This window comes from Brevundimonas sp. (genome assembly GCF_046295775.1).
Lineage (GTDB): Bacteria > Pseudomonadota > Alphaproteobacteria > Caulobacterales > Caulobacteraceae > Brevundimonas.
On record NZ_JBKBML010000014.1, the window covers coordinates 1 to 25097 of the forward strand.

Consider the following 25097-nt stretch of genomic DNA (forward strand, 5'->3'; position numbering starts at 1 on the left):
TGACGACGATCTCGCCAACTTGAGCCACAGCCATAGGCGGGCCTGAATACTCCACGCGATCTTCCATCCTCGCTGGATTAATGGAGCGCACGAACGTCGTGGTGTCCTGCGGCCAACAGACTCGGTCACGCGACGCCTCGGCCGGCTGTACCGGCTGCGTGTCGTCGTCGCGATTGAGGTCGCCGGCGACAACCTGGACCGTGGCGTCGGGGAAGGACGTGCCGCCGAAACTGGCGAGGGTGGTCCAGCCCTCCAGCGCCAGGGTGCGGCCGTCCGAGTGCAGCCGCGCCACATAGTCAGCCGACGATTGCAGGCTCGTCGCGAGAGAGATACACCGAACGCAACTACGCGCTGAAAACGTCGGGAGACATCGGCACTTTAACGGTAAACACCGCCAATCCGCACTTCGTATCGCCCAAGGGGTCGACCTCTCCTGATATCGCCTATTCTTGGATCAGGGATCTGGGTCCCGGCCGGATGGATGGCGAAACCACCAGCCTCGGCGGGGCCGTGGGGATCAGGGGCGGGCTCCTGGGCTGGAATGTGTTAGTCTACGCCGGCGGCGGGCGCGAAACTAACGGGCGTCTGCAGTCCAATCGCGTCCAGACGACCTTCCTGCAGGAAGCCCTCGGCGCACGCGCGGAGATCCCGACGACGGAGTTCAGCACGGCCCGTGGCGGGTTCTTCGATCCCTTCGGCGCTCCCGCCTCAAACTCCGCCACCATCCTGTCGCACATCGGATCCGGCTACACGGCCGTGGAATATGCGACGACCGTCGGCTCATTCAACTTCAAGACGGACGGAACGGTTGTAGAGTTGCCCGGCAGGCCCCTGAGGGCGGCGAGCTGGCGGTACAACACCACGAACCGGGCGCAGGCCGCCTGGATGGCAGGGCCGTTCTCCCGGCGGAAGTCGGCAATGGTCTTGTGATCGGGCGCCAGCCGCCCCGTCAGCCACATCAGCTCGACGTTGCGCTGCGCCTCGCGCTCCAGCCGCCGGCTGGACTGCACTTTGTTCAGGGAGCCGGAGACGTAGAGCTTCAGCAGCATCGCCCGGTGGTAGCCGGGCCGTCCCGTCGCTGCGGGCGTCATGCCCTCGAACCCCAGACCCTTCAAATTTAGTTCGTCGACGCAGACATCAACCACACGGACCGGATTATCCTCCGCCACATAGTCGTCGAGACACTCGGGAAGCAACGTCTGCTGGCGACGATCGGCCCCCTGAACGAAGCGGCTCATACCCACCTCCTGCTGAACTCAGGGGGCTAAACCTAAATCGCTCGATCCGCAGGCGTATTCACACAGCCTCAGTCACCAAGCGACATTCGGGTTCGCCGCGGGCAAGGCAGATAAAGCGCAAGAGCCGCCACCATACAGGCGCAACAGTAAGTTTGGCGCCCACCGTCTCCTTAGAAAATGAAATAGCTCCACTTTCAACTTCGCGTTTGCCGCCGATCGACCACGACCGAGACGGTCATCCCTAGAGTGGGTGGTGAGGAGTTTCTATACGCTCCCCACCACCCTGATGATCAGGCCATCAAGTAGTCGAGCTCAACGTGTCGAACGAACAATATCTGATCTAGCGACTGATTCTCGTCGCTTCTAGGCAATACTTCGATATCCATCATGGAATCATCGCCCAAATGATATTCCTCAGCCGAATACCCCGTTGTTGAGACAGCGCCCGTTACTATAGGTGCTGTACCATTTACATGAGCCAAAACCTGCTGCCATGATACAGACTGATCTGCAAACTTAAAAACCTCAATTCTGTCCCAGGCTAGGCTGTCAAACTGATTAACCACACGTATAGAGCCTCCATCCGGCATCATAACCATGAGGTCTTTCGCATTGGTTGGACTTCTAATTATAGTGACTTCGGAAAGCTCTATGTTTTCCAAAACGATAGTATCCACACTAATAACGCCTTTATCATGAACTGTGTCGTTACCATCGCCTAACGAGTAGTAGTAAGCGTCGTCGCCCCTTCCGCCCTGCATGTAGTCGTTACCCAGGCCGCCTCTTATTTCGTCGTTCCAGTGAAACCCCGTAATGACGTCGTCGCCATCCGTGCTCTGAAGGAAATGGGCCCTGACCTGCGCGTCCGTCAAGGTTACTCCGTCCGCGAATGAAAAGCTCTCGATCTGGTACCACCGGCCCTGATCGAACTGGCCTATAACACGAACGGATTTCGAATTATCAGGGGATGCTATTATAAGATCGAGGCCTGATCTTGTGAATGTGACATCACTGGACACAACATCCAAGAACACGACGGCGTCTCCTATCCCGCCTAACGTGTCCCCGTCGGAAATAGTATCGTGTCCAAAGTTGCCACTAAAAATGTAACGGTCCGCACCTCTACCACCGACGAGGTGGTCATTACCACCGTTACCGATCAAGATGTCTTGCCCCTCTGCCCCTCTCAGAGTCTCTCCAAACTCCGAGCCTATTATTAATTCATGCTGGGCCCCCCCCGTCAAATCACCTCCGGAAGTGGGGGAAGCAAGCCTCGCGTTGATATCCCGAACAACCGGTCCGCCAAATATATTCCAGGCCTGAATGTAGCTCGCGGCCAATGCTGAACCCGGTTCAGCCCATTCCGCAAGAGCGAGAAATTTCTTCATGTCCTTCATCATTGACGCAAAAGTCTCAGGTGAGGCTGTGCCGTCCATAAATGTTTCAAATGCGGAACCATAAAGATCTATTAGTGATTGAACGTCACCAGGCAGAACAACCGCGCCGTTAAAAGCGTCGTAGCCGTAGCCGGTGAATTCTTGTAGCAACGGCCCCTTTAGCGGACTGCCATTTATCAGCGCTACCGCATCGGCCACTCGCTGCTCAACGACCAAGCTATCCATTTCGGGGGTGGCCATCAGGTCTTGAAACAGATCATGAATGGCACCGACGAAATGATTAAAGTGATCGTAATTTGTTAAGTCAGCCAAAAAGGCGACCGCGTACTTATTTACGATAGCGTCCCATCCAGCCTTAATCCCTCGAGCTCCCTCGTCAGACGGTGGAAGTCCATTTGGGTTATATTTGACGCCGAGAAATTTCTCATACCCAGTCATAACACGCGCATCAACTCGGTTACCGCGAGATGAAGGACTAATGGCGTCAACTTGCAGCCAACGCATGACTACGGGTTCGAACGCCAGCAAAAAGTCCGCGTAAGTTTCAAAGTTATTGCGATCATCGATTAAGCTCTGCACCAACCCATTTAACACGGCATCTTCGGCGCAAGCGGTGCGTAGATCTCTAACGTCACCATTTCCCTTTATATTCGGGACCATCGCCAAATGCGGAGACAGCTCATAGTTGCCGTTGTTTAAATATATGGACTTGAGCTGATCTGATTGGAAAAGAACGTCTGCAATTTGCATGACGCCATTGGTTGTCTCATATGAGCCGACCCGCGAAATGGTCGAGCCTTTGACAATCGCTCCACTGGCCAGGCTAGTCAAGTTGATTGACAAAATTCCCATATCACTCAGGGAGTGCAGCTCACCTTCGTCTGTATATCCATCTTGGTTTGCGTCACGCCAGATACGCAGTTCGCCAAATCGTGCATCAGACGCGTTTACGACACCATCCTTGTTGGTATCTAAAGCCGCAAGCGCAGCAAATCCACCCGCAGCCCCACCAAACATCTCGCTGACGTTATTGATTATTCCGTCGCCGTTGCGATCGAGCACCAAGAACCCATCGTTTGGTCCCACCCACCCGCTTGATTCGGCGAAGCCATCATTATCGAAGTCGAAAAAGGCAGAGCTTTGTGGGAGCGCAACTAGATCAATACCGTCGCCGTCCAAGTCCAACACGAGAGGGCAGTACTGGGGAGGTACCGTAGCCAGCCACTCGCCAAGCTCCTGACCGATTATGCCTCCGAGATACCCCGCGCCGAGAATTAGACCCCCCGCCAAGATTGCACCGCCTAGACCGTACGGCATAGCCAGCGCCAGCGCCATTGCGCCTGCGGGCGATCCCAAAAAGCCGCCGGCCAACATCCCGCCTGCCATCGAACCCGCGAGCGATCCTGCCAAGCCCGAAAAGGATGCAGGCGTCAGGTCGTTGGCGGCTATATCTAGCGCAGTGCCACTTCCGCCAAAGTAAAGTGATAGCGTACCGAGTGCCGCTCCAGCAGCCTTACCGCGCGCGTCTCCATGTGCGATCAAGTAACCGCTTAAGCCACCCAGGGCGTTGCCTATACCTGTCAGAGCCGTCCCGGCGTTACCTTGAGAGCCGCTACTAGAAGCGGCCTGCAACGCTAGATGCGACACTTCCATGCTATAGAGATTCGACACTGTTTACCTCCCAGTGTTATCTAAAAATCTCTCGTGTATCTCCGAAAGAAACACAAGCAGCAAAGACACGGCTAATGTTAGAACGAGCCTTACATTCACCAACAACACTTCAGTGCAATAACTCGCCTCACTAGTAGGCCTGTCTACGACCAAGTACGCGGCGGTGGCTGCTAAACACAACGCGCTCATATATCTGGAACCGCCGTTATACTTTGACAACGCCCCGGCATTCAGCGTTTGCCGGCGGCTCGCACGTATGACGACGCGACAGGTATAGGAGCCCATGATGAAAATGCCGCCCAAACGAAGAGCAGATCCTATCTGTTGCGTGTCAGATAGCTCGGTGCAAAGCCGCGCGGCCGACGGCGAGAAAAGAAATACTAAGTAATCGAAGGCACCAGTAGTCCAGGCGGCAGACAAGAGTATGAGTGCCGACGCGAATACGACAACTCCCCGGTACCCCCCGTTCAATAACGTAGCGCGATTCATAAGGAACATCGTCCGTGAGAAATCTGAGGATTACGCATTAACCTCGCCCTGAAAGCCAAACACTTCGGAGGAGAGGCTCTGTTAGATAAGATAAAAGCGATCTTCTTCGGCCGGGAATCACAATCTCCACCGGCATACCGGGGTAAAGGCGACCATCTAGATCGTTCAACTTATTGATGCTTGAGCCTATTATACCTATCCGAATCTCATAAAACTCCTCTCTCGCCGCCTCATCGGACAGCGTATCAGCTGACACTAACTTGACGGTTCCGGTGAGTTTGGGGGGGTTACGGTCCCTAAAGGCGGGAAACTTGAGTTCGGCTTCCATTCCCACCTCGATATTATCTCTATCGAACGGACTGATCCTTGCCACTATAATGTCGGAGTGCGATGCCGGGACGATTTCAAGAATGCTGCGACCTGGCATTATGACACTGCCAACATTTACGCCTGTAAGTGCAATAACTGATCCGCTCGATGGGCTCCTAACAAGTCCACGTTCCACCATCCGTCTGACTTCCAGCGTCTCAGGGACCAGCTCAGCCAGCTGATAGTCTATTTGACGAATTTGTTCCGTCACGTCTTCCTTCGACCTTGCATCCAGGCTTTCCAACTGGAGACGGGTTTCGATCATCTGCTCGACCGTTCTGGCGATCTGCGCATCAAGCGCGCCCAGTTCTCCGGTCAGCGCCGCAGCGTTCCTTTCTAAGGCCCTTACTCTAGTTTGAGGCGCGTATCCTCGTTCAGCAAGAGCACGAACGCCTTCGAGTTCATCAGTGAGCAAGCGACTTTGCTCGACGATAGATTGTGACTGACGCTCCAGCCCCGCCTTTTGCTGTTGTAACTGGGTCAGCCGTTGGCGGATTATCAGTCCCTCAGTATCTTTACTGCGAATACGTGCCGTCATCTGCGCGAGTTGAAACTGGTATTCCTTTTCACGTTGGGCCGGATCAATAGAACCTAGCCGCGACAGGTCTATTCCGTCGATAGTAAAATCATGACCCGTCACTTCCGCCATCATCCGAGCCCTCAACGTTTGGAGGCCAACGAATTTGGCAACAAGGCTGTCCGCCTTCGCTCTATGTTCTCCTGTGCCGATCTCCAGCAACACCTGCCCCTGTGTAACTGTCTCTCCTTCTGTTACATGGCTGAGGTGCGGAAGCGCAGAGCGTCCGAAACCTTCAAGACTGCCTCGCTAGCGACGTTTGAGGGCTACACCAAGGAAGGCTGGAAGGTCGCTAAGAAGAGTGCGAAATCTGTCCGCCTCGGGATGCCAAAGCGACCCGATGAGCAGCTAGAAGACGAGCTCTTCTGCCTGTGCGCAGATCTTGGCTTTCCAGACCTTGGCCGTGGGCGTCAGTTCAAGATCACGTCGCTCGACCTGGTAGTGAGCCGCTAGGCTGGTCCGGTCGGGTGTGCTCATCCCCGACACGAAGTAGGACAGCATTCCGAAGTCCCAGCACTCGATGCTGACCCAGATCGGGAGCGGCGGCGCGAACTCCTTTAGAAAGTTCGCGACGAAGTCCTCGCGCGATTTAGCGGCGGCGGCATCGATGCGGGCAAGCCAAGCCGCATGATCTTTTGCCACGAAACCGGGATCCAACTCCAGCCAATCGCGATGAAGGCAGCTTGAGGCGATGTCCGCGGGTTTGATCGTCAGGAGAAACTCTTCGCCAGCAAAGATGTGGGCCGCATAGGCGTGGTCATGCCAAAGCAGGAGGGCGGCGGCCTCGCCCCGCGCAGCCTCGACTGTTTCGGCATCCATCGGCTGCATGTGCTGAACTCCCAGCAGAGAGCTTTCAACAAAGCAGAAGTAGGTCATTTCGGCGGCCCCGATGATGTATGCCCGTGCGCCGACACCTCCGACGCTCAGGATACGGCGACGTTGCCATAGTCGGGGATCGGATCCTGCAACATAGATTTATGGCCGTGCTCGGCGGCCGTCGGCTGTACAGCCAGTCTCCACCCATCGCGCGCTGTTCGTTGCGATTGAAAATGGAACCTTTGCATTGGGCAGGCGCTCTCTGACGGAATCGGGGACTCCATGCTCGCCAGCAACCGGCCGGACCAAACCGCCGAGGCGGTCGAGGCGCCGACGATCCTCATTGCAGAGGACGAGTTTCTTATCCGCCTGTTCGTATCGGACCATTTGAGAGACGTTGGGTTCCAGGTCGTGGAAGCCTCCAACGCCGACGAGGCCATCGCCCTTCTGCAAGCCGGTGCGCAGATCGATCTGGTTTTCACCGATGTTCGGATGCCCGGACATCACGACGGCATGGGGCTTTTGGATTACGTCCGCCGCACCCGCCCCGATGTGCCCGTCGTCGTAACGTCGGGCCATCTTGAGCCCAAGCTCGCCTATGACAGCGGGGCGCGCGCCTTTGTGTCCAAGCCTTGCGATCCGGAACAGCTGACCGACACGTTGCGCACAGCCTTGGCCCTATGACCGACGCCGCCGCGACATCCATCGACCAGGCCGTCCTGGTGGTCGACGGAGACATTGTCTCCCGACACGCGATTTCCGACTATCTAAGACAATGCGGATACAGCGTGGTCGAAGCCGCCAGCACCGACGAGGCGCTGACGGCCCTGCAGGAAGCCTCGCTGGGCGTCGACGTCATCCTTTGCGATGTCGCGGCGATTGGCAGCCAGTCCGCATTCGCCCTGTCGCAATGGGTCCGGGATAACCGCCCCCATCTGGAGGTTCGTCTGGCCGGCAATGTCATCGCGGCGGCCAAGACGGCGGCGGACCTGTGCGAGACCGGGCCGCATCTGCGGCGCCCCTATGAACCTCAGGCGGTCGTTGACTACATCCGACAGCTTCGCGCCGCTCGGGACCGCGCCTAGCAGCAGGTATCGCTAGCGTTCGGCCAGATCGTGACGGAGGCTCTGGCTGATCGCCGCCAGAATGCCCAGCGAGCGACGCAGATTGGCGGGTGAATCGCCCAGCTCGGCCGACACGTCGCCCTTCACCTCCGCCGCTGTATCCACGATCTCGACCGCATCAGCCACTGAGATGACTCCGCGCGCAATAAGGCCGTGCAGCAGGCTTTCGACGAGAAGGATCGCAGCCTGCCCGTGTGCATCCAGACCGTGAATCGCATCGGAATTGTCGTTAGACATACGAGAAGCCATCACATCCTCCGAACTCAAATCCCAGCCGAGGTGCAACCGGCGAAGGCCGGACGGCATTGAGGATGAGAGCCTTCTAACCAAAGATGGGAGGCCAGCCACCACCTAGATCAACATTGAGCAATAACATTGCGCAATATCATTGGTCGTGGCGACGTGGGATGAGCGGCCATGGACAATCGGTTCGTCAACAAGCTGAATGGCTTGGTCAACTTGGCGAGGGACGAGATCGCCGCTTTGACGTCAACGATCGGTCCGGGCAGAGACTATCCGGCCAAGCAGGATCTGATCCGTGAAGGCGATCGCCCGGGACCAGTCTTCATCGTTCTGGATGGCTGGGCCTGTCGCTACAAAATTCTTCCCAACGGATCACGCCAGGTCCTGGCCTATATGATGCCGGGTGATTCCTGCGATCTGCATGCCGGGCTTCTCGCGGAGATGGATCACAGCATCCAGACCGTGACACGGGCCCGGATCGCCGTGGTCGAGCGCGCGGAGATGGACGCGCTCATGGATCATCACCGCGGGATCGCAAAGGCGATGTATCTGTCGCAGTTGATCAGCGAGGGCACGCTGCGGGCCTGGATCACCAGTATGGGACGACGGACCAGCATCGAGCGCGTCGCGCATCTGATGTGCGAACTTTATCTTCGAGCCCGGAACATCGGGCTGACGACCGAATCACGGTTATCTCTGCCGCTGTCGCAACTGATGCTCGCAGACTCCCTGGGCATGACGCCTGTGCATCTGAACCGGATCATGAAGGAACTGCGTCTCAGTGGCGCCATGACTCTCCAGCGCGGCAACTTGATGATCGAGGATCCCGTCCGGCTCATCCAGATCGCCGGCTTTGATGAAAACTATCTGCACCGCCGCCTGCGCACGGGCGCGGGATAGAGACGCCAGACTCTTCGCGTCCCGATAAATGTTTACATCATAAGTTAATCTATACGTGCGACCGGTTGACCTTCACGGGGTCAGGAGCCGTTAGAGTAGCATGACAGGCGAGACCTCGGCCTCACCAAGAGCATGCCGCCGCCGGATGTCTTCGTCCGGATGAACGACACGTCAGTGCTTGTCGCCGTCGCCTCCGCCGACAGTTACGAGGGTCAGGTGCGCTGCGTCGACGTTCTGCGCTCCCTGCTCGGCTTTTTTCTCGGGCGAAGCGTGGACGCCGATGTGAGCCTGTCGCGGGTGTCCGGCATTGAAGGCGAAGCGCTCGCCGCCGACCCGGTCGATATCTGCGCCCCGCCCGCGCGGCCAAGACACAGCGCGAGCACATCGGACCAAGGTGGGCGGGCCCCCGAAGACTGGACGCCGCCGCTGACGGAGAGACGGTCCAGCGGGACCATCGCCCTCAGCCATTACGGCGACGTTTCGTATACGCTCGACGTTGTTCCGGTTTGGCGCCTGGATCAGCACACTATCAGCGCCTACGCGATACGCCCCAGTCTGCCGGCCGGCGTCGAATGCCTGTCCGATCTGGACCTTGAGGCCTTGGCTCATCTGACCATCGGCCAGCTGTTGCCGATCCTGGAGGACTATCGGCGCGAAGGCGGCAGCTTCGCCCTCCTCGCGCCGCTGCCCTTTTCCGTTCTTTCCGCCCGTCGCCCGCGCATGGCCCTGCTGGACCGATGCACCCGGTTCCGGTCCGTCATGCGGACGGCTGTGATCATCGAGATCACCCATCTCCACGCCGGGGCGCCCGCTGGCCTCATCAAGGAGACGGTCGCCATGATCAGGCCGTTTGTCCGCGTAGTGACCGCTACGATCAGATCCGCGACGGACGTCACCGCCGTAAGCCGCGAGTCCGCATTTCACGGCCTGGCCGTCGAATGGCGCGGGGCATCGGCCGGAGACCTGCAATCGGTGCTGCGAGCCGCACGGCGGCGCTCTCCGAACCTGATGGTCCATGGCGTGCCGACCCATGTGCCGGGCGAGCATCTCAAATCGCTGCAGGCCACCCATCTCAGCTGGCTGCCGCCAGCCCAAATCGAACGAGTCACCCTCCGACCGGATCCCCAGTCATGATCACCCTGCCCACCTCCGATCGCGAAACCCACCGCGTGGACATGGTCCGTTCATTCGGGGTTCTGGACCAGAATCGGTCCGTTCAGCACGAGGAGATCGCGATCCTGGCCCAGGAACTGGCGCAAACGCGCTGGGCCCTGGTCACCCTGGTCGACGCCGAGCGGATCTGGTTCACGGGGGCGGCCGGCTATGCGGGGACAGAGGCCAACCGCTGGTCTTCTTTCTGCACCCACGTCCTTGCCCGACCCGACGAGGTCCTCTGGATCGAGGACGCCAGCACTGATTTCCGCTTCCGGCATATGGGCACGATGATGGGTGACGGCCGCATCCGCTTATATGCGGGCGCGCCAGTCGTCGTGAACGGTCATGCCGTCGGAACGGTCTGCGTCTTCGACACCCAGCCTCGCCCTCACGACCCGCTGACGGCGCGGCGCCTGTCGCGCCTTGCGACTATAGTCGGCGAGGACCTGGCCGCCCGCCACCGCGCCCAGTCCTTGCGCGCGGCCCTTCTCGCCTCCGCTGATGCGCTCATTGACTGTGACGACCGCGGCGTCATCGAACACTGGTCGGACGGCGCCGAGCAGCTGTTCGGGTTCAGCCGTTCCGAGGCGCTGGGCTCCAACATCAACATCATCATCCCGGCTGAACTGCGCACGGCGCACGCCAGTGCGATGGACCGCTGGCGACTGGGCGGCGGCGGGCGGCTTGGGCGTCGACTGGAGTTGGAGGCCTGTCGCAAGGACGGCAGCCTGGTTGATATCGAACTGTGGATGTCAGTCGCCCACGAACGGGGCGTGCCGCACATCCACGCGAATATTCGCGACATTTCCGAGCGCAAGGCCCATGCGGCCGCGCTGCGCAAGGCCACGGCCGAGGCCGAGGCGGCCAACGAAGCCAAGACGACCTTCCTGACCAATATGAGCCATGAGCTCAGGACGCCGCTGAACGGCGTGATCGGCATCGTCGATCTGCTGGCCCAGACAGAGCAATCAGACCATCAGCGTGAACTGACCACCATCATCAAGACGTCATCGGATCAGCTGAGCCGGCTGATCGGCGATATTCTCGACCTGGCGCGGATCGAGGCCGGCGCCGTGGTGCTGGAGTCCACGTCCCTGTCCGTGCCCGAGGTCGTCAATGGCGTGACGGCCGTGGCCGAGCTCGCGGCCCAGGAGAAGGGCATACGCATCTATACGGATCTTGGCGCCGATCTGGACGGGCGCGTCCTTGGAGACCCCACTCGGCTCAAGCAGGTGCTGTCCAACCTGGTTTCGAACGCGGTCAAGTTCACCGATTCCGGCGCGGTCTCGATCCGGGCGCACCGGTTGGACGAGACCTATACGTTCGAGGTCAGCGACACCGGGATCGGCTTCACGCCCGAGCAGCGGACGGACATCTTCGGCCGGTTCCAGCAGGCCGACGGCACCATCACGCGCCGGTATGGCGGTTCGGGACTGGGTCTCGCCATTTCCTGGCAACTGGTCGACGCAATGGGTGGGCGACTGGAGTGCCGAAGCTCGGTCGGTCAGGGCTCCAGCTTCTGGTTCTCCATTTTGCTGAAGCCAGATCATCTTCAAACGCCCAAACCCAGGGTATCGACCGGCCAACCCAGCGCTGGGCGGGTCCTTGTCGTGGACGACAACGCCACCAACCGCCGTGTCGCGGAGCTGATTCTGCGAACGGCTGGGATCGACGTCGCCTGCGTCGAAGACGGCGATCAGGCGGTCGATGCGTTCCTGTCGGAAACCTTCGACGCCATCCTGATGGACATGATGATGCCGGTGATGGACGGACCAACCGCTACGCGTGTCATCCGCGATCTGGAGCAGAAGCGCGGCCTGTCGCGCACGCCGATAATCATGCTGACGGCCAACACCTTGCCGCAGCATATCGAGCTCAGCCTGGAGGCGGGCGCCGACCTCCACCTGGCCAAACCCATCAGTGCGCCGGGTCTGTTCGACGCCCTGACCCGGGTCCAGTCCGAACCCGGTCGCGACGAGAATGGATCGGGTCAAACCAGCGACGCGGCCTGAACGTGACGTTTTCGACGGCGCGCGTGCCGTAAAAGATGTCCGACAGAACGGCGTCGGGGCTACCCCCCTAGCCCTCTACTATGTCATCGCTGAACTCGTCCGCGGGCACAAAGGCCGCACCGTCGTGATCCAGCACCCACATCCCCATGAACGAGGGGTGTTCGGGATTGAGATCCTCATCGAGACGGTCGCCCTCGTACAGGCCGACATTGCTGTAGTCGAAGTCGAGCAGCAGCTGGGCGGCGAGGCTGACGACTTCCTCGGCCATCCGTCGCGAATAGCCCAGGGCCTCGCTCTCGTTGGCGAAGTCGTCAGTCAGGACGTTGAGCTCGGCGGCATCGCTGCCTTCGGTTGCACTGGTCGTGACGATGGTGAACGCGGGCATGGCGGTCTTTCTTGAAGCGGAGCGCCCTCCCTAACCTGTTTGCCCCAAAAGACAGGACAGATTCTGCTGCGCCGGCTTTCTAAGCCACGAGGCGACGATCGGCCCGATCAACGCAATCCGCCGCGATGGTCTCGCTTGCTGGCTCTGTAAGCCTTCTGCTGCCCGGCCAGTCGGCGTTTTTCCGCAGCCTTCGCCACCCGCTCAGCCTTCTGTTCGGCGGCGGCGAGTTCAAGCGTCAACTTCTGAAAATGCGCCCAGCGTTCGGGGGCGAGGCTGCCGTCGGCGATCGCGGCGTTGACGGCGCAGCCTGGTTCGGTGGCGTGCCCGCAGTCGCTGAACCGGCAGCTCCGTGTCAGAACCTCCACATCGTCAAATACGGTATTCAGGCCGTCTTCCGCGTCGATCAGCCCGACCTCCCGAATGCCGGGCGTATCGAGGATCAGCTGCCCCCCGGGTAGCAGGACCAGCTGCCGATGGCTGGTGGTGTGGCGGCCCTGGTCATCGGCTTCCCGGATCGCCCGGATCGCCATGCGATCCTCGTTCAGGAAAGTGTTCACCAGGCTGGACTTGCCGACGCCGGACGAACCGATGAGCACACAGGTTTCGCCCGGCTTGACCTGATCCAGCAGGGCGTCGAGGCCCGAGCTCTGTTTGACCGAGACCATGACGACCGGACAGCCGGGGTCTGACGCTGCAATCTCGGCGGCCTGCCGCTCAGGATCCGCGCTGAGATCGGACTTCGTCAGAACCACCACCGGCCGCGCGCCGCTCTGCCGGGCGGCCGCCAGATAGCGCTGGATCCTTCGCAGATTGAGGTCGGCGTTCATCGAGGTCACGACGAACACCACATCGATGTTGGCGGCCAGAATCTGAAGCTGGCGCGTACTGTCGACCGCCGCCTTGCGGACAAGGGCCGTATCACGCGGCAACACGGCGTGGATGGTGGCGCTGCCGTCTTGCGGGTTCAGGGACAGGGCGACCCAGTCCCCCACGGCGGGATAGCCGATCTCCCCGGCCTCGTGAACCAACCGGCCCGAAGCCTCGGCCTTGAGCTCCGCCCCATCCGTGGCGACCAGATAGCTGTCACGGTGTTGAAGAACGACGCGCCCCGGCGTCAGGCCGGCGAGCGCGTGCTCGGCGAAGGCCGTTTGGCGCCGATCCGACCAGCCATATTCCTCGATCAACTCACGGGCGTCCTAAGCGTTTGCAGACCGCGTTCGGTCCGACAGGGGCTTATGAAGCGGTCGAACGTCCAGTGCCAGCGCCTCAGAAGCGCCCATCATGATAAGTGAGATTTGGCTGCTGCCGCGCCGCCTCGCCCCGTTTGCCGGACACTCCTGCGAGCGCGCCAGCTCATTGGCCTCGCAATGCCCCTCCAGCCCCGCCCGCCTGGCGACCTTCGATCTTAGGGAGCGTTCCGTCAGTTCGGCATCGCGCTGTGCCGCCCGGACTCCAAGATGTGCTTCGCGCGGAACATGGCTTTCATCCTGCGAACCCCGGGCTACGTCAGCGTGGAACACCTAGCGGCATCCAGCATCGGGCAACCCTTTGCCAGCATTAGACCGGGTCCACAGCATCGGCGACCTCCGAGTGTTGGCGCGACGGCGCCTGCCGGGTCCGATCTTCGATTATCTGGACGGCGGCTCCGACGACGAACGGTCTCTGGCCCGCAACGCCTCCGCGTTTGCGGACTACGAGATCATACCCGACGTCCTGACGGATGTGTCATCGATCCAGACCGCCACGACCCTGTTCGGCCAGCCGGCGGCCTGGCCGCTCATGCTTTCGGCCACAGGCCTGACCCGAATGTTCCACGGCTCGGCGGAGCCCGCCGTCGCCAGAGCGGCCGCCGCCCAGGCCATTCCCTACTGCCTTTCAACCATGGGCACGACGCGACTGGAGGACCTTACGTCCGCCGTTCGCGTGCCCGCCCTGTTCCAGATTTACGTCTTCAAAGATCGTGGACTAACCCGCGAGTTCGTCGCGCGATGCCGGGACGCCGGGTATGCCGGGCTCTGCCTCACCGTCGACACGCCTGTCGCCGGCAATCGACTGCGTGACCACCGCAGCGGCCTGTCTCTCCCGCCCCGGCTGACGATGCGCTCCCTGCTCGATTTCGCCCTGCATCCCGGCTGGTCGATACCTGCCCTGACCGGCGCCAGGTTCGACTTGGCCAATGTCAGTCACCGCACCGAGGCCCTGGCGGACACCCCCATGAGCCTGTTCGACTTCATCGGCCGTCAGTTCGACTCCAGTCTGACCTGGCGCGATGTGGAGTGGCTCGCCGCCGAGTGGAATGGGCCTCTGGCGATCAAAGGGCTCATGACGCCGCAGGACGCCGCCCGCGCCGTCGCGTCGGGCGCCAGCGGCGTGATTATCTCCAACCACGGCGGGCGCCAACTGGACGGCGCTCCCGCGCCGATCGATCAGGTCGCCGCCGTGAGAGACGCGCTGGGCGACGGACCGGATGTCATCTGCGACGGGGGCGTCCGACACGGCTCGGACATCGTCAAGGCGCTCGCCCTGGGCGCGACCGCCTGCTCTATCGGCCGGCCCTATCTGTACGGCCTGGCGGCGGCCGGCGAAGCTGGCGTTGCTCGGGTTCTCACGCTTCTGCGCGGCCAGTTCGAGCGCACGCTCGCCCTGGCGGGCGTTCCTTCAATAAAGACCCTGAACCGACGCCATATCCGGCACAGACCGCAGTAGCGCCGCCGAACCACAGGCGGCAGCGCTGCCGGCGATGGCTTCGCCGCAGGCTTCATCGGCCCGCCGCCCGAGGACGGAGGCGGGGCGATGGCGGATCCCTCACACGACGCCATCGTCCCAACCTCCATGCGCCACGCAGAGCGACCTTCCGGCCGTTGCGGAGCATCGAAATGCTCCGGCTGGGCACACTAACGGACGCTGCCCCCACCCTGGGATGCGCCATACTCACGACCAAGGCGGACAATGCAGCGGGTTTCCAATGACCGAGCCTCAGACTGAAATATCGGGCGGGCGCGTGGCCGGACGGCGGATCGGCGGCGTCGAGCGCTACCTGGGCCTGCCTTATGCGGCGCCCCCGACGGGCGCGCGGCGGTTCTGCGAACCGCAGCCGGCGGAGGGATGGGCAGACGTTCGCGACGCGGCCGAACCGGGCCCGACCGCGCCCTACCGGCTGAAGGATTTTCCCGCCCTGGACATCGCCCCTCTCGTCGGCCAAGGCTGGGAAGGCGGCGACGACTGCCTGACCGTCAATGTCTGGACGCCCGACTCAAACGCCGCGGGTCTGCCGGTGATGGTCTTCATCCACGGCGGCGCATTCGTCGGCGGCGCGGCCATGGCGCCCGTGCAGGACGGGACCGCCTTCGCGCGGAACGGTGTGGTCCTGATGACCCTCGCCTACCGTGTCGGGGTCGAGGGCTTTCTGCCTATTGACGGCGCGCCCGCCAACCTGGGGCTGCGCGACATGATCGCAGGGCTGGAGTGGGTCCGCTCGAACGCCGCAGCTTTCGGCGGCGATCCCGCCAATGTCACCGTCTTCGGCGAATCGGCCGGGGCCATGGCCATCGCCGACCTGGTGGCCTCGCCGCTCGCCCGGGGCCTGTTTCGTCGCGCCATCATCCAGAGCGGCCACGGATCGATGGTCCGCTCCATCCCCGTCACCCATCGCCTGACCCGGGCCGTCGCCAAGGCGCTGGGCGTCCGCCCAACGCTTGACGGGTTCCGTTCCGCCAGCATCGAACAGACGCTGGACGCGGTCCAGACGGTCTCCGAGCCGACGGCCCGCCTGGACCTGCGCGACGAACAGGGCCGTGACCCCGCCTACGGGCTGAGCCGTTTCCTGCCGGTGTTCGGCGACGAGGTCCTCCCCGCCCCGCCGCTTCAGGCGCTGGAAGCCGGCGCAGGCGCCGAGGTCGATGTTCTCATCGGGTCCAACACCGAAGAGATGAACCTGTATTTCGTGCCGACCGGCGTGCGGACCGGGGTCGGCCGCCTCCTGTCGTGGTTCCTGCTGGGTCGGTCGATTCGGAAGGCCGGGGCGATCCTGCGGGCCTATGGCATGGGGCGCAAAGGGGTGCGGCCGGGCGACGCCCTGACCCTGGCCATGAGCGATCTGGTCTTTCGCTGGCCCGTCCGCGCCTATGCGGAGGCGCATCGCGGGCGGACCCACGTCTATGAATTCGGTTGGCGCTCCCCGGCCTGCGACGGCGAGCTTGGCGCCTGCCACGCGGTGGAGCTGCCGTTCGTGTTCGACACCCTGGCGGCCGCCACCGGTCCCAAGGGCGTGCTGGGGAACGTTCCGCCTCAGGCTCTGGCGGACCGGGTGCATCGGATTTGGGTCGATTTCGCGCGCGACGGCAGCCTGCCTTGGCCCGAGTACACGGCGAAAGATCGCCTTGTGCACCGCCTCGACACCGGCGAGACCGCCTATGAGGCGCCGATGCCCGCCGCGCGCTTCTGGCCCTGAGGCGGCCATGTATCTGCAGCGTTTCAGACTGGACGGCCGCACCGCGCTTGTGACCGGCGGCGCTTCTGGCATCGGCCTGGCCTGCGCCGACGCCCTGTCGGAGGCCGGCGCGCGCATCGTCATCGCCGACCTGAACGCAGACGCCATCGACCGCGCCGTGGCGGGCCTTGTCGCGCGAGGGCGCGCAGCCGAGGGCAGGGTCATGGATGTGACCGACCGGACGCGGGTCGACGCCGTGGCTGAGGAGGTGGGACCGATCGACCTGCTGGTCAACAACGCCGGGATCGCCCTGTCCGAGATCGCCGCCGAGGACATGGACGACGCGCGATGGCTGAAGGTTCTCGACGTCAATCTCAACGGAGCCTTCTGGTGTGCGCGCGCCTTTGGGCGCGGCATGCTGGCGCGCCGCCACGGCGCCATCGTCAACGTCGGCTCGATGTCCGGACTGATCGTCAACCGGCCCCAAGGCCAAGCGCACTATAATGCCTCCAAGGCGGCAGTTCATCAGATGACCCGGTCGCTGGCGGCCGAATGGGCCGACAGGGGCGTGCGCGTCAATGCGGTGGCGCCCACCTATGTATCCACACCGCTGAACGCCTTCGCCGACCGCGAGGCCCCCATGTACAAACGCTGGATCGACTCCACGCCGATGGGTCGGCTGGGGGAGCCGGAGGAGGTGGCCAGCGTGGTTCTTTTTCTGGCGTCGGACGCGTCCAGCCTTGTGACGGGCGCCATCGTCCTGGCGGACGGCGGCTACACCTGCTGGTGAGATCATGAAAGCAAAGCCTTTGATCGCCGCCCTCGAGCTGGGCGGCACCAAATGCGTGGCCGTGCTGGGATCCGGGCCGGACGACATCCGCAGCGAGACCCGCATTCCCACGGAGGACCCGCTGCAGACCCTGGACGTCCTGGACGGAGTGCTGCGGCGTTGGCGCGACCGGCACCGTTTCGACGCCGTGGGTCTGTCCAGCTTCGGTCCACTGGACCTGGATCCGACGTCCCCGACCCATGGACAAGTCGTCAACACGCCCAAGCCGGGCTGGAGCGGCGTGGACATCCTGGGCCGTGCGCGCCGCTGGGGCGTGCCCGTCGGGTTCGACACCGACGTCAACGCCGCAGCCTGGGCCGAGCATCGCTGGGGCGCCGCCCAGGGCCTGGACTCCTTCATCTACATCACCCTGGGCACCGGCTTGGGCGTCGGCACGATCGTGGACGGCCGGACGGTCAAGGGCCTGTGGCATTCCGAAGCCGGCCACATGCGGGTTCCTCGCCTGCCCGGCGCCGCCTGGCCGGGCCACTGCCCCTTTCACGGCGACTGCGTCGAAGGCCTTGCCTCCGGCGCCGCCATCCAAGCCCTGGCCGGCTTCCCGGCCGAACAGCTGACCCGGACGGACCCGGTCTGGGACGAGGTGGTCCACGCTATGGCCGGCCTGCTCCACAACCTCGTCCTCGCCGCCATGCCGCAACGCATACTGATCGGCGGGGGCGTCGCCCTCGGCCAGCCCCATCTGTGGCCGCGCGTGAGGGCGCGCTTATCGGACAGCCTGGCCGGCTATCTGACATCGCCGCAGCTCGCCGGGGCCTGGGACGAATTCATCGCCGCCCCGGCCCTGGGCCATCGCGCCGGCCCGCTTGGCGCGGTCGCTCTCGGCCTGCGCGCCCTTGAAGGCGCCAACTGAGGCTGCGGTTCGGCACATCCGCCGACCTATCAGATAGGTTAGATTGCTGGCAGGTTCCCCACACAAGGCGACCGTCCCAAGACGGCGCGAATCGAGGGCACGACAGGATGCGACTGAACACTCTTCTGGCGACAAGCGTGGCCATGACCGTCATCGCCGGCGCGGCGCACGCCCAGGTCGCGGTCGGCGAACCACAAGCCACCACCGTCGACGACATCATCGTGACGGCCCGCAAGCGCGAGGAAAGACTGTTCGACGTCCCGGTCGCGGTCACGGCCGTCACCGCCGAGACCCTTGAGAACCGTCAGTTCCAGACCGTGCGCGAGATCGCGGCCGTGACGCCGGGCCTCAACATCGCGTCGGACAGCGCCGGACGCGGCTTCGTGTCGATCCGCGGCGTCGGCGTGACCCTGCTGGACACCGTCCAGCCCGGGGTCGGCATCTTCGTCGACGGGATTTATCAAGCCAACACCTCTTATCTGAACAGCCCCACCCTGGCGGTGCAGCAGATCGAGGTGCTGCGGGGGCCCCAGTCCACCCTGTTCGGGCAGAACACCCTGGGCGGGGCCATCAACATCACCACGCGCCAACCGTCGAACGACGTCGAGGGCCGCCTCAGCGCCGCCTACGCGGGGCCGGACAACTTCTACACCCTGGGCGCCTCTATCTCCGGCCCCCTCGTCGAGGACGTGCTGGCGGGCCGCCTTTCGGTCGGGACGCAGGGCCGCGACGGCTTCGTCCGTAACTCGCTGCTCGGCTTCGATGACGCCAACCGCCTGCGGCAGGACACCATCCGGGGCTCGCTGCGGTGGACCCTGCCGGGCGCCTCGGTTCTGACCGCCAACGCCTATTACGACACGATCGAGGGCCCCCTGCCCCTCTACGCCGTCACGACCGGCCCGACCGACTATCGTGACGACGCCCAGACAAACTTCCGCAGCCAGGCGGAATACGAATACAGCGGCGTGAACGCCAAGTTCGACACCGCCCTGACGGCCACGACGGACATGACGATCATCCTGTCGCACGATCGTCGCGACCAGACCGGATCCAGCGACGCCGACTTCCAGCCCATCCCCCTTGCCTTCTCAAACGGCGAAAGCGAGCTGCGCACCAATACGGCCGAGGTGCGTTTCGACACCGCCTGGTCGGACACCTTCTCGACCCTGATCGGCGGCTTCGCCAGCCGCCAAGACACGTCCCAGACCTCCACAACCACCCTCTTCATCGCCAACCCGCCCTTGCAGCAGACCGCGACGAGCGACACCGAGGCCAAGCTGTGGGCCGTGTTCGGCACGGCCTTCTGGAACTTCGCTCCGGAGTGGGAGCTGAGCCTCGGCCTGCGGCTGGACCACCAGGAGGTGACGACGGTCAGCGCGGTCAGCGCCACCTATGAGGCGGACGAGATCCAACCCCGCCTGGCGCTCCGCCGCAGTTTTGGCGACGACAGCATGGTCTACGCCTCCATCGCGCGGGGTTTCCGCGGCGGCGGCGCCAACGGGCCAGGCGCGCCCAACCCGTTGTGGGATGGAGATTCTGTGTGGACGTATGAGGCGGGCGCCAAGACGCGCTGGTTCGACCGTCGCCTGACCCTGACCGGCGCCGTCTTCTTCAACGACTACTCTGACGTCATCGGTCAGAATTCGCTGGCGCCGTCGACCACTGGTGTGGGCATCGTCGGCATCAACCTGAACACGGGCGACGCGGAGAGCTTCGGCGTCGAGGCGGAGTTCACCGCCCAGTTGACCGACGCCTGGACCGTCAGCGGCGGCGCCCTGCTGCAACGCGTGCGGATCACCGACGACAGCCGCTACGTCGACACCACTGGCCGACAGCTGCCCAGCAACCGCCTTCCGTTCGAGCCGGACTGGAGTGCAAACCTTCAGACGAACTATGTGAAGCCGATCGGACGGGGCGACCTGATCCTATCGGGCGGCGTGGTCGGCAAGGGCGAGCGCAACGGCGCCAGCCTGTCGCAGACCTTTGCGCCCAGACTGGACGCCTACTGGCTGGCCAACGCCTCCGTCGCCTACCGCTGGGACGGCTTCGAGGTCTCGGTGTTCGCCAACAATCTGTTCGACGAGGACTACTACGAAGCCTTCATCGACAGCTCCGTCCTGTCGGTGGCCGGCCTGCCTGCATTGGGAAGCCTGGGCCTGGTCGGCGACGGCCGCCGCGTCGGCGTTCGCTTCGGCTACAGCTTCTAGAAACGGAGGAGCAAGCGTGAGCGCCTTGATGGCCCAAAGCCCCACGGCGCTCGACGCCGGCCTGATCCAGACCCTGCGCGAAGTCTTTGCGGAGCGCCTGCATCTGGGCGAGGCCATGCGCGCCCAGCATGGCTCCAGCGAGGCGCATTTCGACACCGTCCTGCCGGACGCCGTGGTCTTCGCCCGCTCCACCGAGGAGGTGGTCGCGGCGGTCAGAGCCTGCGTGGCCCACAACACGCCGATAATCGCCTACGGAGCGGGCACCTCGATCGAAGGCAACACCACGCCGGTGCGCGGCGGGGTCACCATCGATCTGTCCGAGATGGACCAGATCCTTCAGCTCAATCCGGAAGACTTCGACGTCACCGTCCAGGCCGGCGTCCGGCGCGAGCAGTTGAACGCTCACCTGCGCGATCAGGGCCTCTTCTTCCCCATCGACCCCGGCGCCAACGCCACCATCGGCGGCATGGCCGCGACCCGCGCGTCAGGCACCAACGCCGTCCGATACGGCACGATGCGTGAGGCGATCCTGTCGCTGCGTGTGGTCACCCCGGACGGCCGCGACATCCGCACCGCGCGACGAGCGCGAAAGTCGGCCGCAGGCTACGACCTGACGCGACTGTTTATCGGCTCCGAAGGCACCCTGGGCATAATCACCGAGGTCACCCTGCGGCTGCACGGCATTCCCGAGGCGATCCTGTCGGCGGTGTGCAGCTTCGACACCATCCAGGGCGCCGTCGACACGGTGGTCCAATCCATCCAGCTGGGCGTGCCTCTGGCCCGGGTGGAGATCCTGGACGACGTGCAGATGCGGGCTTCGAACGCCTGGTCCGGCCTGGACTATCCAGAGAAGACCACCCTCTTCTTCGAATTCCACGGCTCCGAACGCTATGTGCAGGAACAGGTGGAGACAGTTTCGGAGCTTGCGGACGGCAATGGCGGCTCGGCCTTCCGCTGGTCGAACCTGCCCGAGCAGCGCGACGCCCTCTGGAAGGCGCGGCACGAGGCCTATTACGCCGCGACCGGACTTCGCAAGGGTGCGGTGGGATGGCCCACCGACGTCTGCGTGCCCATCGGCCGGCTCGCCGAATGCATCGCCCAGACAAAGCAAGACCTGGAGGGCGCCAGCATTCCCGCGCCCATCCTGGGTCACGTCGGCGATGGCAACTTCCACGTCGTCTTTGTGCTGGACCCAAACAGTCCGGCCGAGGCCGCCGAGGCCGAGGCCCTGAACGCACGCCTTGTCCGTCGCGCGCTCGACATGGACGGCACCTGCACCGGCGAGCACGGCATTGGCCTAGGCAAGCAGGACTGGCTGATCGAGGAGATGGGCGACGGTGTCGAGGTGATGCGCACCCTGAAGCGCGCCATGGATCCCCTGAACCTGTTCAATCCGGGCAAGATATTCGCCTTCTGACCTATCTGAAAGGTCTTGCCAGACCTGTCAGATAGGTTCACGGTCGCATCAGCTCCCGCAGAGGAGCGTCGGAGGACGCCATGGACCGGATCACGCCTGGGGAGGCCGACCGCGCCACCTGCATCGTCGTCTCGCCCGAGATGACCATTCTGATTGGACGGGGGCCGTTGACGGCCACGTCCGCGCCCGTCCATCCCTTCGGCGTCGCCTACGGCCTTGGCTCGATCAAGGCGCCCGCCCGGCTCGAGGTGACGGCGCCGGGCGGCGTCGACGCCCTCTTGGCGCGCGATACGGGCGCGGCGCGCGTCGTCCTGCTGGTGGCCGAGCGCGCCCTGACTCGCATCCGCGGCCTGTCCCGGCCGGACGCCGGAGCCACCGACGCCTTCCATCTCCCAACCGACCTGCGCGCCATCGCCCTGGCCCTGCGCGATTGCGGACTGGGCGGCGAGGCCGGCGACATTTATCGGACCGCCAAGGGCATCGAACTGCTGTTCGAGACCTGGCGGCGGCTGGATGACGCCACCCTTGCCCCAATGGCCGGCGCCACCGCCCTCTCGGAGGCCGACTGCCTGCGCCTGGTCCAGGCCCGCGCGTTGATCGACGAGCAATGCCAGCAGAAGCTCTCCCTGGACGCCATCGCCCGCGGCTGTGGTCTGAACCGGGAGAAGCTGACGCGCGGCTTCCGCGAGATGTTCGACTGCACCGTGGCCGAGGCCCTCGCGCAGCGGCGCCTGGAACGAGCCAGCCAGATGCTGGTAACCACGGACCTGCCGGTGTCGTCCATCGGCTATGAGAGCGGCTATCTGAACAACGCCAGCTTCGCGCGCGCCTTCGGTCGCCGCTTCGGCGTCTCGCCCAGCGACTACCGCGCCCGGAGGCTCGCCGCCTGATGCCCCCCGCCGCCCTGCTGGCCGAACCGTCCCGCGTCCGCCAAACCATTCAGCACATCAACGACTACATCCGCGACCAGGGTCTCAAGGTCGGAGACAGCCTCCCCAGCGAGGGCGTCTTCGCTCTGGAACTCGGCGTCAGCCGCGCCGTAATGCGCGAGGCGTTTGGGGCGCTTGCGGCGCTGCGGGTCATCGATGTCGGAAACGGCCGACGAGCCCGGATCGCCGCCATCGACGGATCGGTTCTGGCCAACTCGCTGGACCACGCGGTCTCCACCGACCAGATCAGCATCGGTGATGTCTGGGACGTGCGCCGCACGATCGAGGCCCGCACCGCCGCCCTGGCCGCAACGCATCGCACCGAAGCCGAAGCCGACCGCATCGTCGAGCTGGCGGTCTTGATGGAGCGCGACGTGGCAGACCGTCCGTCCATGACCGGCCACGACCTGGCCTTCCACGAGGCCATCGCGCTCGCGGCGCACAATCCTCTGTTCCTGCAGATCGTGCGCTCCTTCGCGCCCCTCATGCGGATCGCTGTTCCAGCGGCCTGGGACACGCGCCTGGCGCAGCGCGACCAGACCGTCATCATCGAACGACACCACGCCATCGCGCGCGCCATCAAGGCCGGCGACCCCGCGGCGGCCGAAGCGGCCATGAATGCGCACTTCGACGTCTCCATCGGAGATGTGCTCAAGGGCCTCAGCCCCAACACCCCCATCCCAGCCGGAGCCGGCAATGGCCTCTGAACCGCTTTCAGTCGACGCCGTTCGGGTGCGCGCCGCTCCCTCGGTCGGGTGGACGATCCTCCTGCTGGCCGTCGCCGTGGCCTCGGGGTCGACGATCCAGTCCGCCTTCTCGCCCTTCGCGGAAATCACCAAGGCCGACATGGGGCTGAGCGACCTTCAGCTCAGCTATCTGCAGGGACTGGCCATCGCCGTGCCCGCCATCCTCGTGTCCATTCCGCTAGGCTGGCTGGTCGATCACAAGACGCGGCGCTGGCTTCTGGTCGGCATGTCCCTAGTCTGGACGGCGGGCCAGCTCATGACGGTATGGGCCGATGATTTCAACACCATGATGGCGGCGCGCATGGTCGCCAGCCTGGGCGGCACCTGCGTCCTGCCGATCGTCATCTCGATGGCCGCCGATCTGTGCCGGCCGGAGACGCGAGGCCGCTCCCTGCTGCTCCTGTCGATCGGCAAATACGTCGGCACCGCCCTGGCCTTCGGAGCCGGCGGCGCCCTGTTCGGCTGGCTTGCGGCCCGGCCCGAGCCGCTGTTCGAGGGCCTTTCGGCCTGGCGTCAGGCGCATCTGCTGGTGGCCCTGGCGAGCGCCGGCCTGACCGCGCTGTTCCTGATTATCCGCGAGCCCGAGCGCCGTGAAGTCGCGTTGAAGAGTGCGAGCCTTGGGCAGTCCGCCGCCGCCCTGTGGTCACGGCGCGCCTTCCTCATCCCCCTGTTCATCGGCCAGATCAGCGTCATCATGGCCGACAATGCCGCACTGACCTGGACCGCGCCGGTGCTGTCGCGCCAGTTCGGTCTGTCGCCAGAGGATTTCGCGGGCTGGGTCGGCGGACTGGTCCTCGCCGCCGGCGTGGCGGGTTCAGTGATCGGCGGGATCGCGGCCGACGCGGGCCATCGCTGGAGGCCCGGCAAGGGCCTTCTGCTCGGGGCCGTTGTCGCCTCCCTCATCGCCCTGCCCTGCGCGGTCTTTCCTCTCGCGCCCACCGTTCCGATGTTCGCCTTGCTGCTAGGCGTTCTGCTGCTCGCGGGCACCGCGACCGGCCTGCTGACGGCCACGGCGATCGCCGTCTTGGTGCCCAACGAGTTCCGCGGCCTGTGCCTGGGGGCCTTCATCGTGTTCGGCGTACTGTTCGGCTTCGGCATCGCGCCAACCCTCGTCACCGTCGGCAGCCAGATCCTAGGCGGAGAAAGCCAGCTGGGACTGTCGCTGGCCGTGGTCGGCCTCGCCTCCGGCGCCATTGCGGTTCTGGCCTTCGTGCTGGCGATGATGCGCGCACCGTCGCACAGCGAGGATCATGCGTCTCGGACACAGGCGGCCGCTTGAACGGGATGGTTCAG

General features: G+C 63.8%; 19 protein-coding genes and 3 pseudogenes. 14 read left to right on the forward strand and 8 right to left on the reverse strand.

Features of this window, described 5'->3' with window-relative positions:
• The 5 genes and pseudogenes from ACK4I0_RS09535 to ACK4I0_RS09555 form a co-directional block, all read right to left on the reverse strand.
• Positions 1-292, reverse strand: a pseudogene (locus ACK4I0_RS09535) (hypothetical protein); the annotation flags it as partial.
• A gap of 541 nt (positions 293-833) precedes the next feature.
• Positions 834-1238: pseudogene (locus tag ACK4I0_RS09540) on the reverse strand (transposase); the annotation flags it as partial.
• 290 nt (positions 1239-1528) lie between these two features.
• Positions 1529-4306 carry a calcium-binding protein gene (locus ACK4I0_RS09545; RefSeq protein WP_409610324.1) on the reverse strand — a complete coding sequence of 926 codons (2778 nt, stop codon included), beginning with the start codon at positions 4304-4306 and terminating at the stop codon, positions 1529-1531.
• A 526-nt stretch (positions 4307-4832) separates the two neighbouring features.
• A pseudogene (locus ACK4I0_RS09550) lies at positions 4833-5930 on the reverse strand (HlyD family type I secretion periplasmic adaptor subunit); the annotation flags it as partial.
• A gap of 159 nt (positions 5931-6089) precedes the next feature.
• On the reverse strand, positions 6090-6617 hold the full coding sequence (locus ACK4I0_RS09555) for an Abi family protein (RefSeq protein WP_409610327.1): 528 nt from the start codon (positions 6615-6617) through the stop codon (positions 6090-6092).
• A gap of 222 nt (positions 6618-6839) precedes the next feature.
• Between ACK4I0_RS09555 and ACK4I0_RS09560 the strand changes: the two genes are divergently transcribed.
• On the forward strand, positions 6840-7241 hold the full coding sequence (locus tag ACK4I0_RS09560; RefSeq protein WP_409610329.1) for a response regulator: 402 nt from the start codon (positions 6840-6842) through the stop codon (positions 7239-7241).
• The gene (locus ACK4I0_RS09565; protein WP_409610331.1) at positions 7238-7642 is read left to right on the forward strand and encodes a response regulator; all 405 of its coding nucleotides are present in this window, start codon (positions 7238-7240) and stop codon (positions 7640-7642) included. Before ACK4I0_RS09560 ends, ACK4I0_RS09565 begins: the two co-directional genes overlap by 4 nt.
• Before the next feature lie 12 nt (positions 7643-7654).
• On the opposite strand, the gene ACK4I0_RS09570 is transcribed toward ACK4I0_RS09565, so the two are convergent.
• The gene (locus ACK4I0_RS09570) at positions 7655-7930 is read right to left on the reverse strand and encodes a hypothetical protein (protein ID WP_409610333.1); all 276 of its coding nucleotides are present in this window, start codon (positions 7928-7930) and stop codon (positions 7655-7657) included.
• Positions 7931-8098: 168 nt separating this feature from the next.
• On the opposite strand from ACK4I0_RS09570, the gene ACK4I0_RS09575 reads away from it, so the two are divergent.
• From ACK4I0_RS09575 to ACK4I0_RS09585, 3 genes are all read left to right on the forward strand, one after another.
• A complete protein-coding gene (locus tag ACK4I0_RS09575) occupies positions 8099-8824 on the forward strand; it encodes a Crp/Fnr family transcriptional regulator (RefSeq protein WP_409610335.1) in 726 nt (241 codons plus the stop codon).
• A gap of 132 nt (positions 8825-8956) precedes the next feature.
• Positions 8957-9958 carry a hypothetical protein gene (locus ACK4I0_RS09580; RefSeq protein ID WP_409610337.1) on the forward strand — a complete coding sequence of 334 codons (1002 nt, stop codon included), beginning with the start codon at positions 8957-8959 and terminating at the stop codon, positions 9956-9958.
• Complete coding sequence (locus tag ACK4I0_RS09585) at positions 9955-11991, forward strand: ATP-binding protein (RefSeq protein WP_409610339.1); 2037 nt, start codon at positions 9955-9957, stop codon at positions 11989-11991. Before ACK4I0_RS09580 ends, ACK4I0_RS09585 begins: the two co-directional genes overlap by 4 nt.
• 67 nt (positions 11992-12058) lie before the next feature.
• Here ACK4I0_RS09585 and ACK4I0_RS09590 read toward each other — a convergent pair whose 3' ends face one another.
• Together ACK4I0_RS09590 and rsgA are read right to left on the reverse strand one after the other, a co-directional pair.
• Entirely contained in the window at positions 12059-12376 is a 318-nt protein-coding gene (locus ACK4I0_RS09590; RefSeq protein ID WP_409610341.1) for a hypothetical protein, read from the reverse strand.
• Between the two features lie 107 nt (positions 12377-12483).
• Complete coding sequence (gene rsgA, locus ACK4I0_RS09595; protein ID WP_409610343.1) at positions 12484-13560, reverse strand: ribosome small subunit-dependent GTPase A; 1077 nt, start codon at positions 13558-13560, stop codon at positions 12484-12486.
• A gap of 406 nt (positions 13561-13966) precedes the next feature.
• Here rsgA and ACK4I0_RS09600 point away from each other — a divergent pair, with 406 nt between their 5' ends.
• The 9 genes from ACK4I0_RS09600 (at position 13967) to ACK4I0_RS09640 (ending at position 25083) form a co-directional block, all read left to right on the forward strand.
• Positions 13967-15082 (forward strand): alpha-hydroxy acid oxidase, encoded by a 1116-nt coding sequence (locus ACK4I0_RS09600; RefSeq protein WP_409610345.1) that lies wholly within the window; start codon positions 13967-13969, stop codon positions 15080-15082.
• A gap of 259 nt (positions 15083-15341) precedes the next feature.
• Positions 15342-16826 carry a carboxylesterase/lipase family protein gene (locus ACK4I0_RS09605; protein WP_409610347.1) on the forward strand — a complete coding sequence of 495 codons (1485 nt, stop codon included), beginning with the start codon at positions 15342-15344 and terminating at the stop codon, positions 16824-16826.
• 7 nt (positions 16827-16833) lie between these two features.
• A complete protein-coding gene (locus tag ACK4I0_RS09610) occupies positions 16834-17595 on the forward strand; it encodes an SDR family NAD(P)-dependent oxidoreductase (protein ID WP_409610349.1) in 762 nt (253 codons plus the stop codon).
• Positions 17596-17599: 4 nt separating this feature from the next.
• A complete protein-coding gene (locus ACK4I0_RS09615) occupies positions 17600-18505 on the forward strand; it encodes an ROK family protein (protein ID WP_409610351.1) in 906 nt (301 codons plus the stop codon).
• A gap of 143 nt (positions 18506-18648) precedes the next feature.
• Positions 18649-20712, forward strand: a complete 2064-nt coding sequence (locus ACK4I0_RS09620) for a TonB-dependent receptor (protein ID WP_409610353.1) — start codon at positions 18649-18651, stop codon at positions 20710-20712.
• A gap of 16 nt (positions 20713-20728) precedes the next feature.
• The gene (locus ACK4I0_RS09625) at positions 20729-22129 is read left to right on the forward strand and encodes an FAD-binding oxidoreductase (protein ID WP_409610355.1); all 1401 of its coding nucleotides are present in this window, start codon (positions 20729-20731) and stop codon (positions 22127-22129) included.
• Positions 22130-22209: 80 nt separating this feature from the next.
• Positions 22210-23019 carry a helix-turn-helix domain-containing protein gene (locus ACK4I0_RS09630; RefSeq protein WP_409610357.1) on the forward strand — a complete coding sequence of 270 codons (810 nt, stop codon included), beginning with the start codon at positions 22210-22212 and terminating at the stop codon, positions 23017-23019.
• On the forward strand, positions 23019-23765 hold the full coding sequence (locus ACK4I0_RS09635) for a FadR/GntR family transcriptional regulator (RefSeq protein ID WP_409610359.1): 747 nt from the start codon (positions 23019-23021) through the stop codon (positions 23763-23765). The genes ACK4I0_RS09630 and ACK4I0_RS09635 overlap by 1 nt, the downstream gene beginning before the upstream one ends.
• Positions 23755-25083 (forward strand): MFS transporter, encoded by a 1329-nt coding sequence (locus tag ACK4I0_RS09640; RefSeq protein ID WP_409610361.1) that lies wholly within the window; start codon positions 23755-23757, stop codon positions 25081-25083. The genes ACK4I0_RS09635 and ACK4I0_RS09640 overlap by 11 nt, the downstream gene beginning before the upstream one ends.
• The last annotated feature ends 14 nt before the right edge of the window (positions 25084-25097 follow it).

Excerpts from the sequence above, each read along its gene's own strand:
- ACK4I0_RS09630 (WP_409610357.1), top strand. The coding sequence starts at position 22,210 with ATGGACCGGATCACGCCTGGGGAGGCCGACCGCGCCACCTGCATCGTC.
- ACK4I0_RS09610 (WP_409610349.1), top strand. The coding sequence starts at position 16,834 with ATGTATCTGCAGCGTTTCAGACTGGACGGCCGCACCGCGCTTGTGACC.
- ACK4I0_RS09605 (WP_409610347.1), top strand. The coding sequence starts at position 15,342 with ATGACCGAGCCTCAGACTGAAATATCGGGCGGGCGCGTGGCCGGACGG.
- ACK4I0_RS09640 (WP_409610361.1), top strand. The coding sequence starts at position 23,755 with ATGGCCTCTGAACCGCTTTCAGTCGACGCCGTTCGGGTGCGCGCCGCT.
- ACK4I0_RS09590 (WP_409610341.1), bottom strand. The coding sequence starts at position 12,376 with ATGCCCGCGTTCACCATCGTCACGACCAGTGCAACCGAAGGCAGCGAT.
- ACK4I0_RS09575 (WP_409610335.1), top strand. The coding sequence starts at position 8,099 with ATGGACAATCGGTTCGTCAACAAGCTGAATGGCTTGGTCAACTTGGCG.
- ACK4I0_RS09570 (WP_409610333.1), bottom strand. The coding sequence starts at position 7,930 with ATGGCTTCTCGTATGTCTAACGACAATTCCGATGCGATTCACGGTCTG.
- ACK4I0_RS09580 (WP_409610337.1), top strand. The coding sequence starts at position 8,957 with ATGCCGCCGCCGGATGTCTTCGTCCGGATGAACGACACGTCAGTGCTT.
- ACK4I0_RS09555 (WP_409610327.1), bottom strand. The coding sequence starts at position 6,617 with ATGACCTACTTCTGCTTTGTTGAAAGCTCTCTGCTGGGAGTTCAGCAC.
- ACK4I0_RS09560 (WP_409610329.1), top strand. The coding sequence starts at position 6,840 with ATGCTCGCCAGCAACCGGCCGGACCAAACCGCCGAGGCGGTCGAGGCG.
- ACK4I0_RS09635 (WP_409610359.1), top strand. The coding sequence starts at position 23,019 with ATGCCCCCCGCCGCCCTGCTGGCCGAACCGTCCCGCGTCCGCCAAACC.
- ACK4I0_RS09585 (WP_409610339.1), top strand. The coding sequence starts at position 9,955 with ATGATCACCCTGCCCACCTCCGATCGCGAAACCCACCGCGTGGACATG.
- ACK4I0_RS09615 (WP_409610351.1), top strand. The coding sequence starts at position 17,600 with ATGAAAGCAAAGCCTTTGATCGCCGCCCTCGAGCTGGGCGGCACCAAA.
- ACK4I0_RS09620 (WP_409610353.1), top strand. The coding sequence starts at position 18,649 with ATGACCGTCATCGCCGGCGCGGCGCACGCCCAGGTCGCGGTCGGCGAA.
- ACK4I0_RS09565 (WP_409610331.1), top strand. The coding sequence starts at position 7,238 with ATGACCGACGCCGCCGCGACATCCATCGACCAGGCCGTCCTGGTGGTC.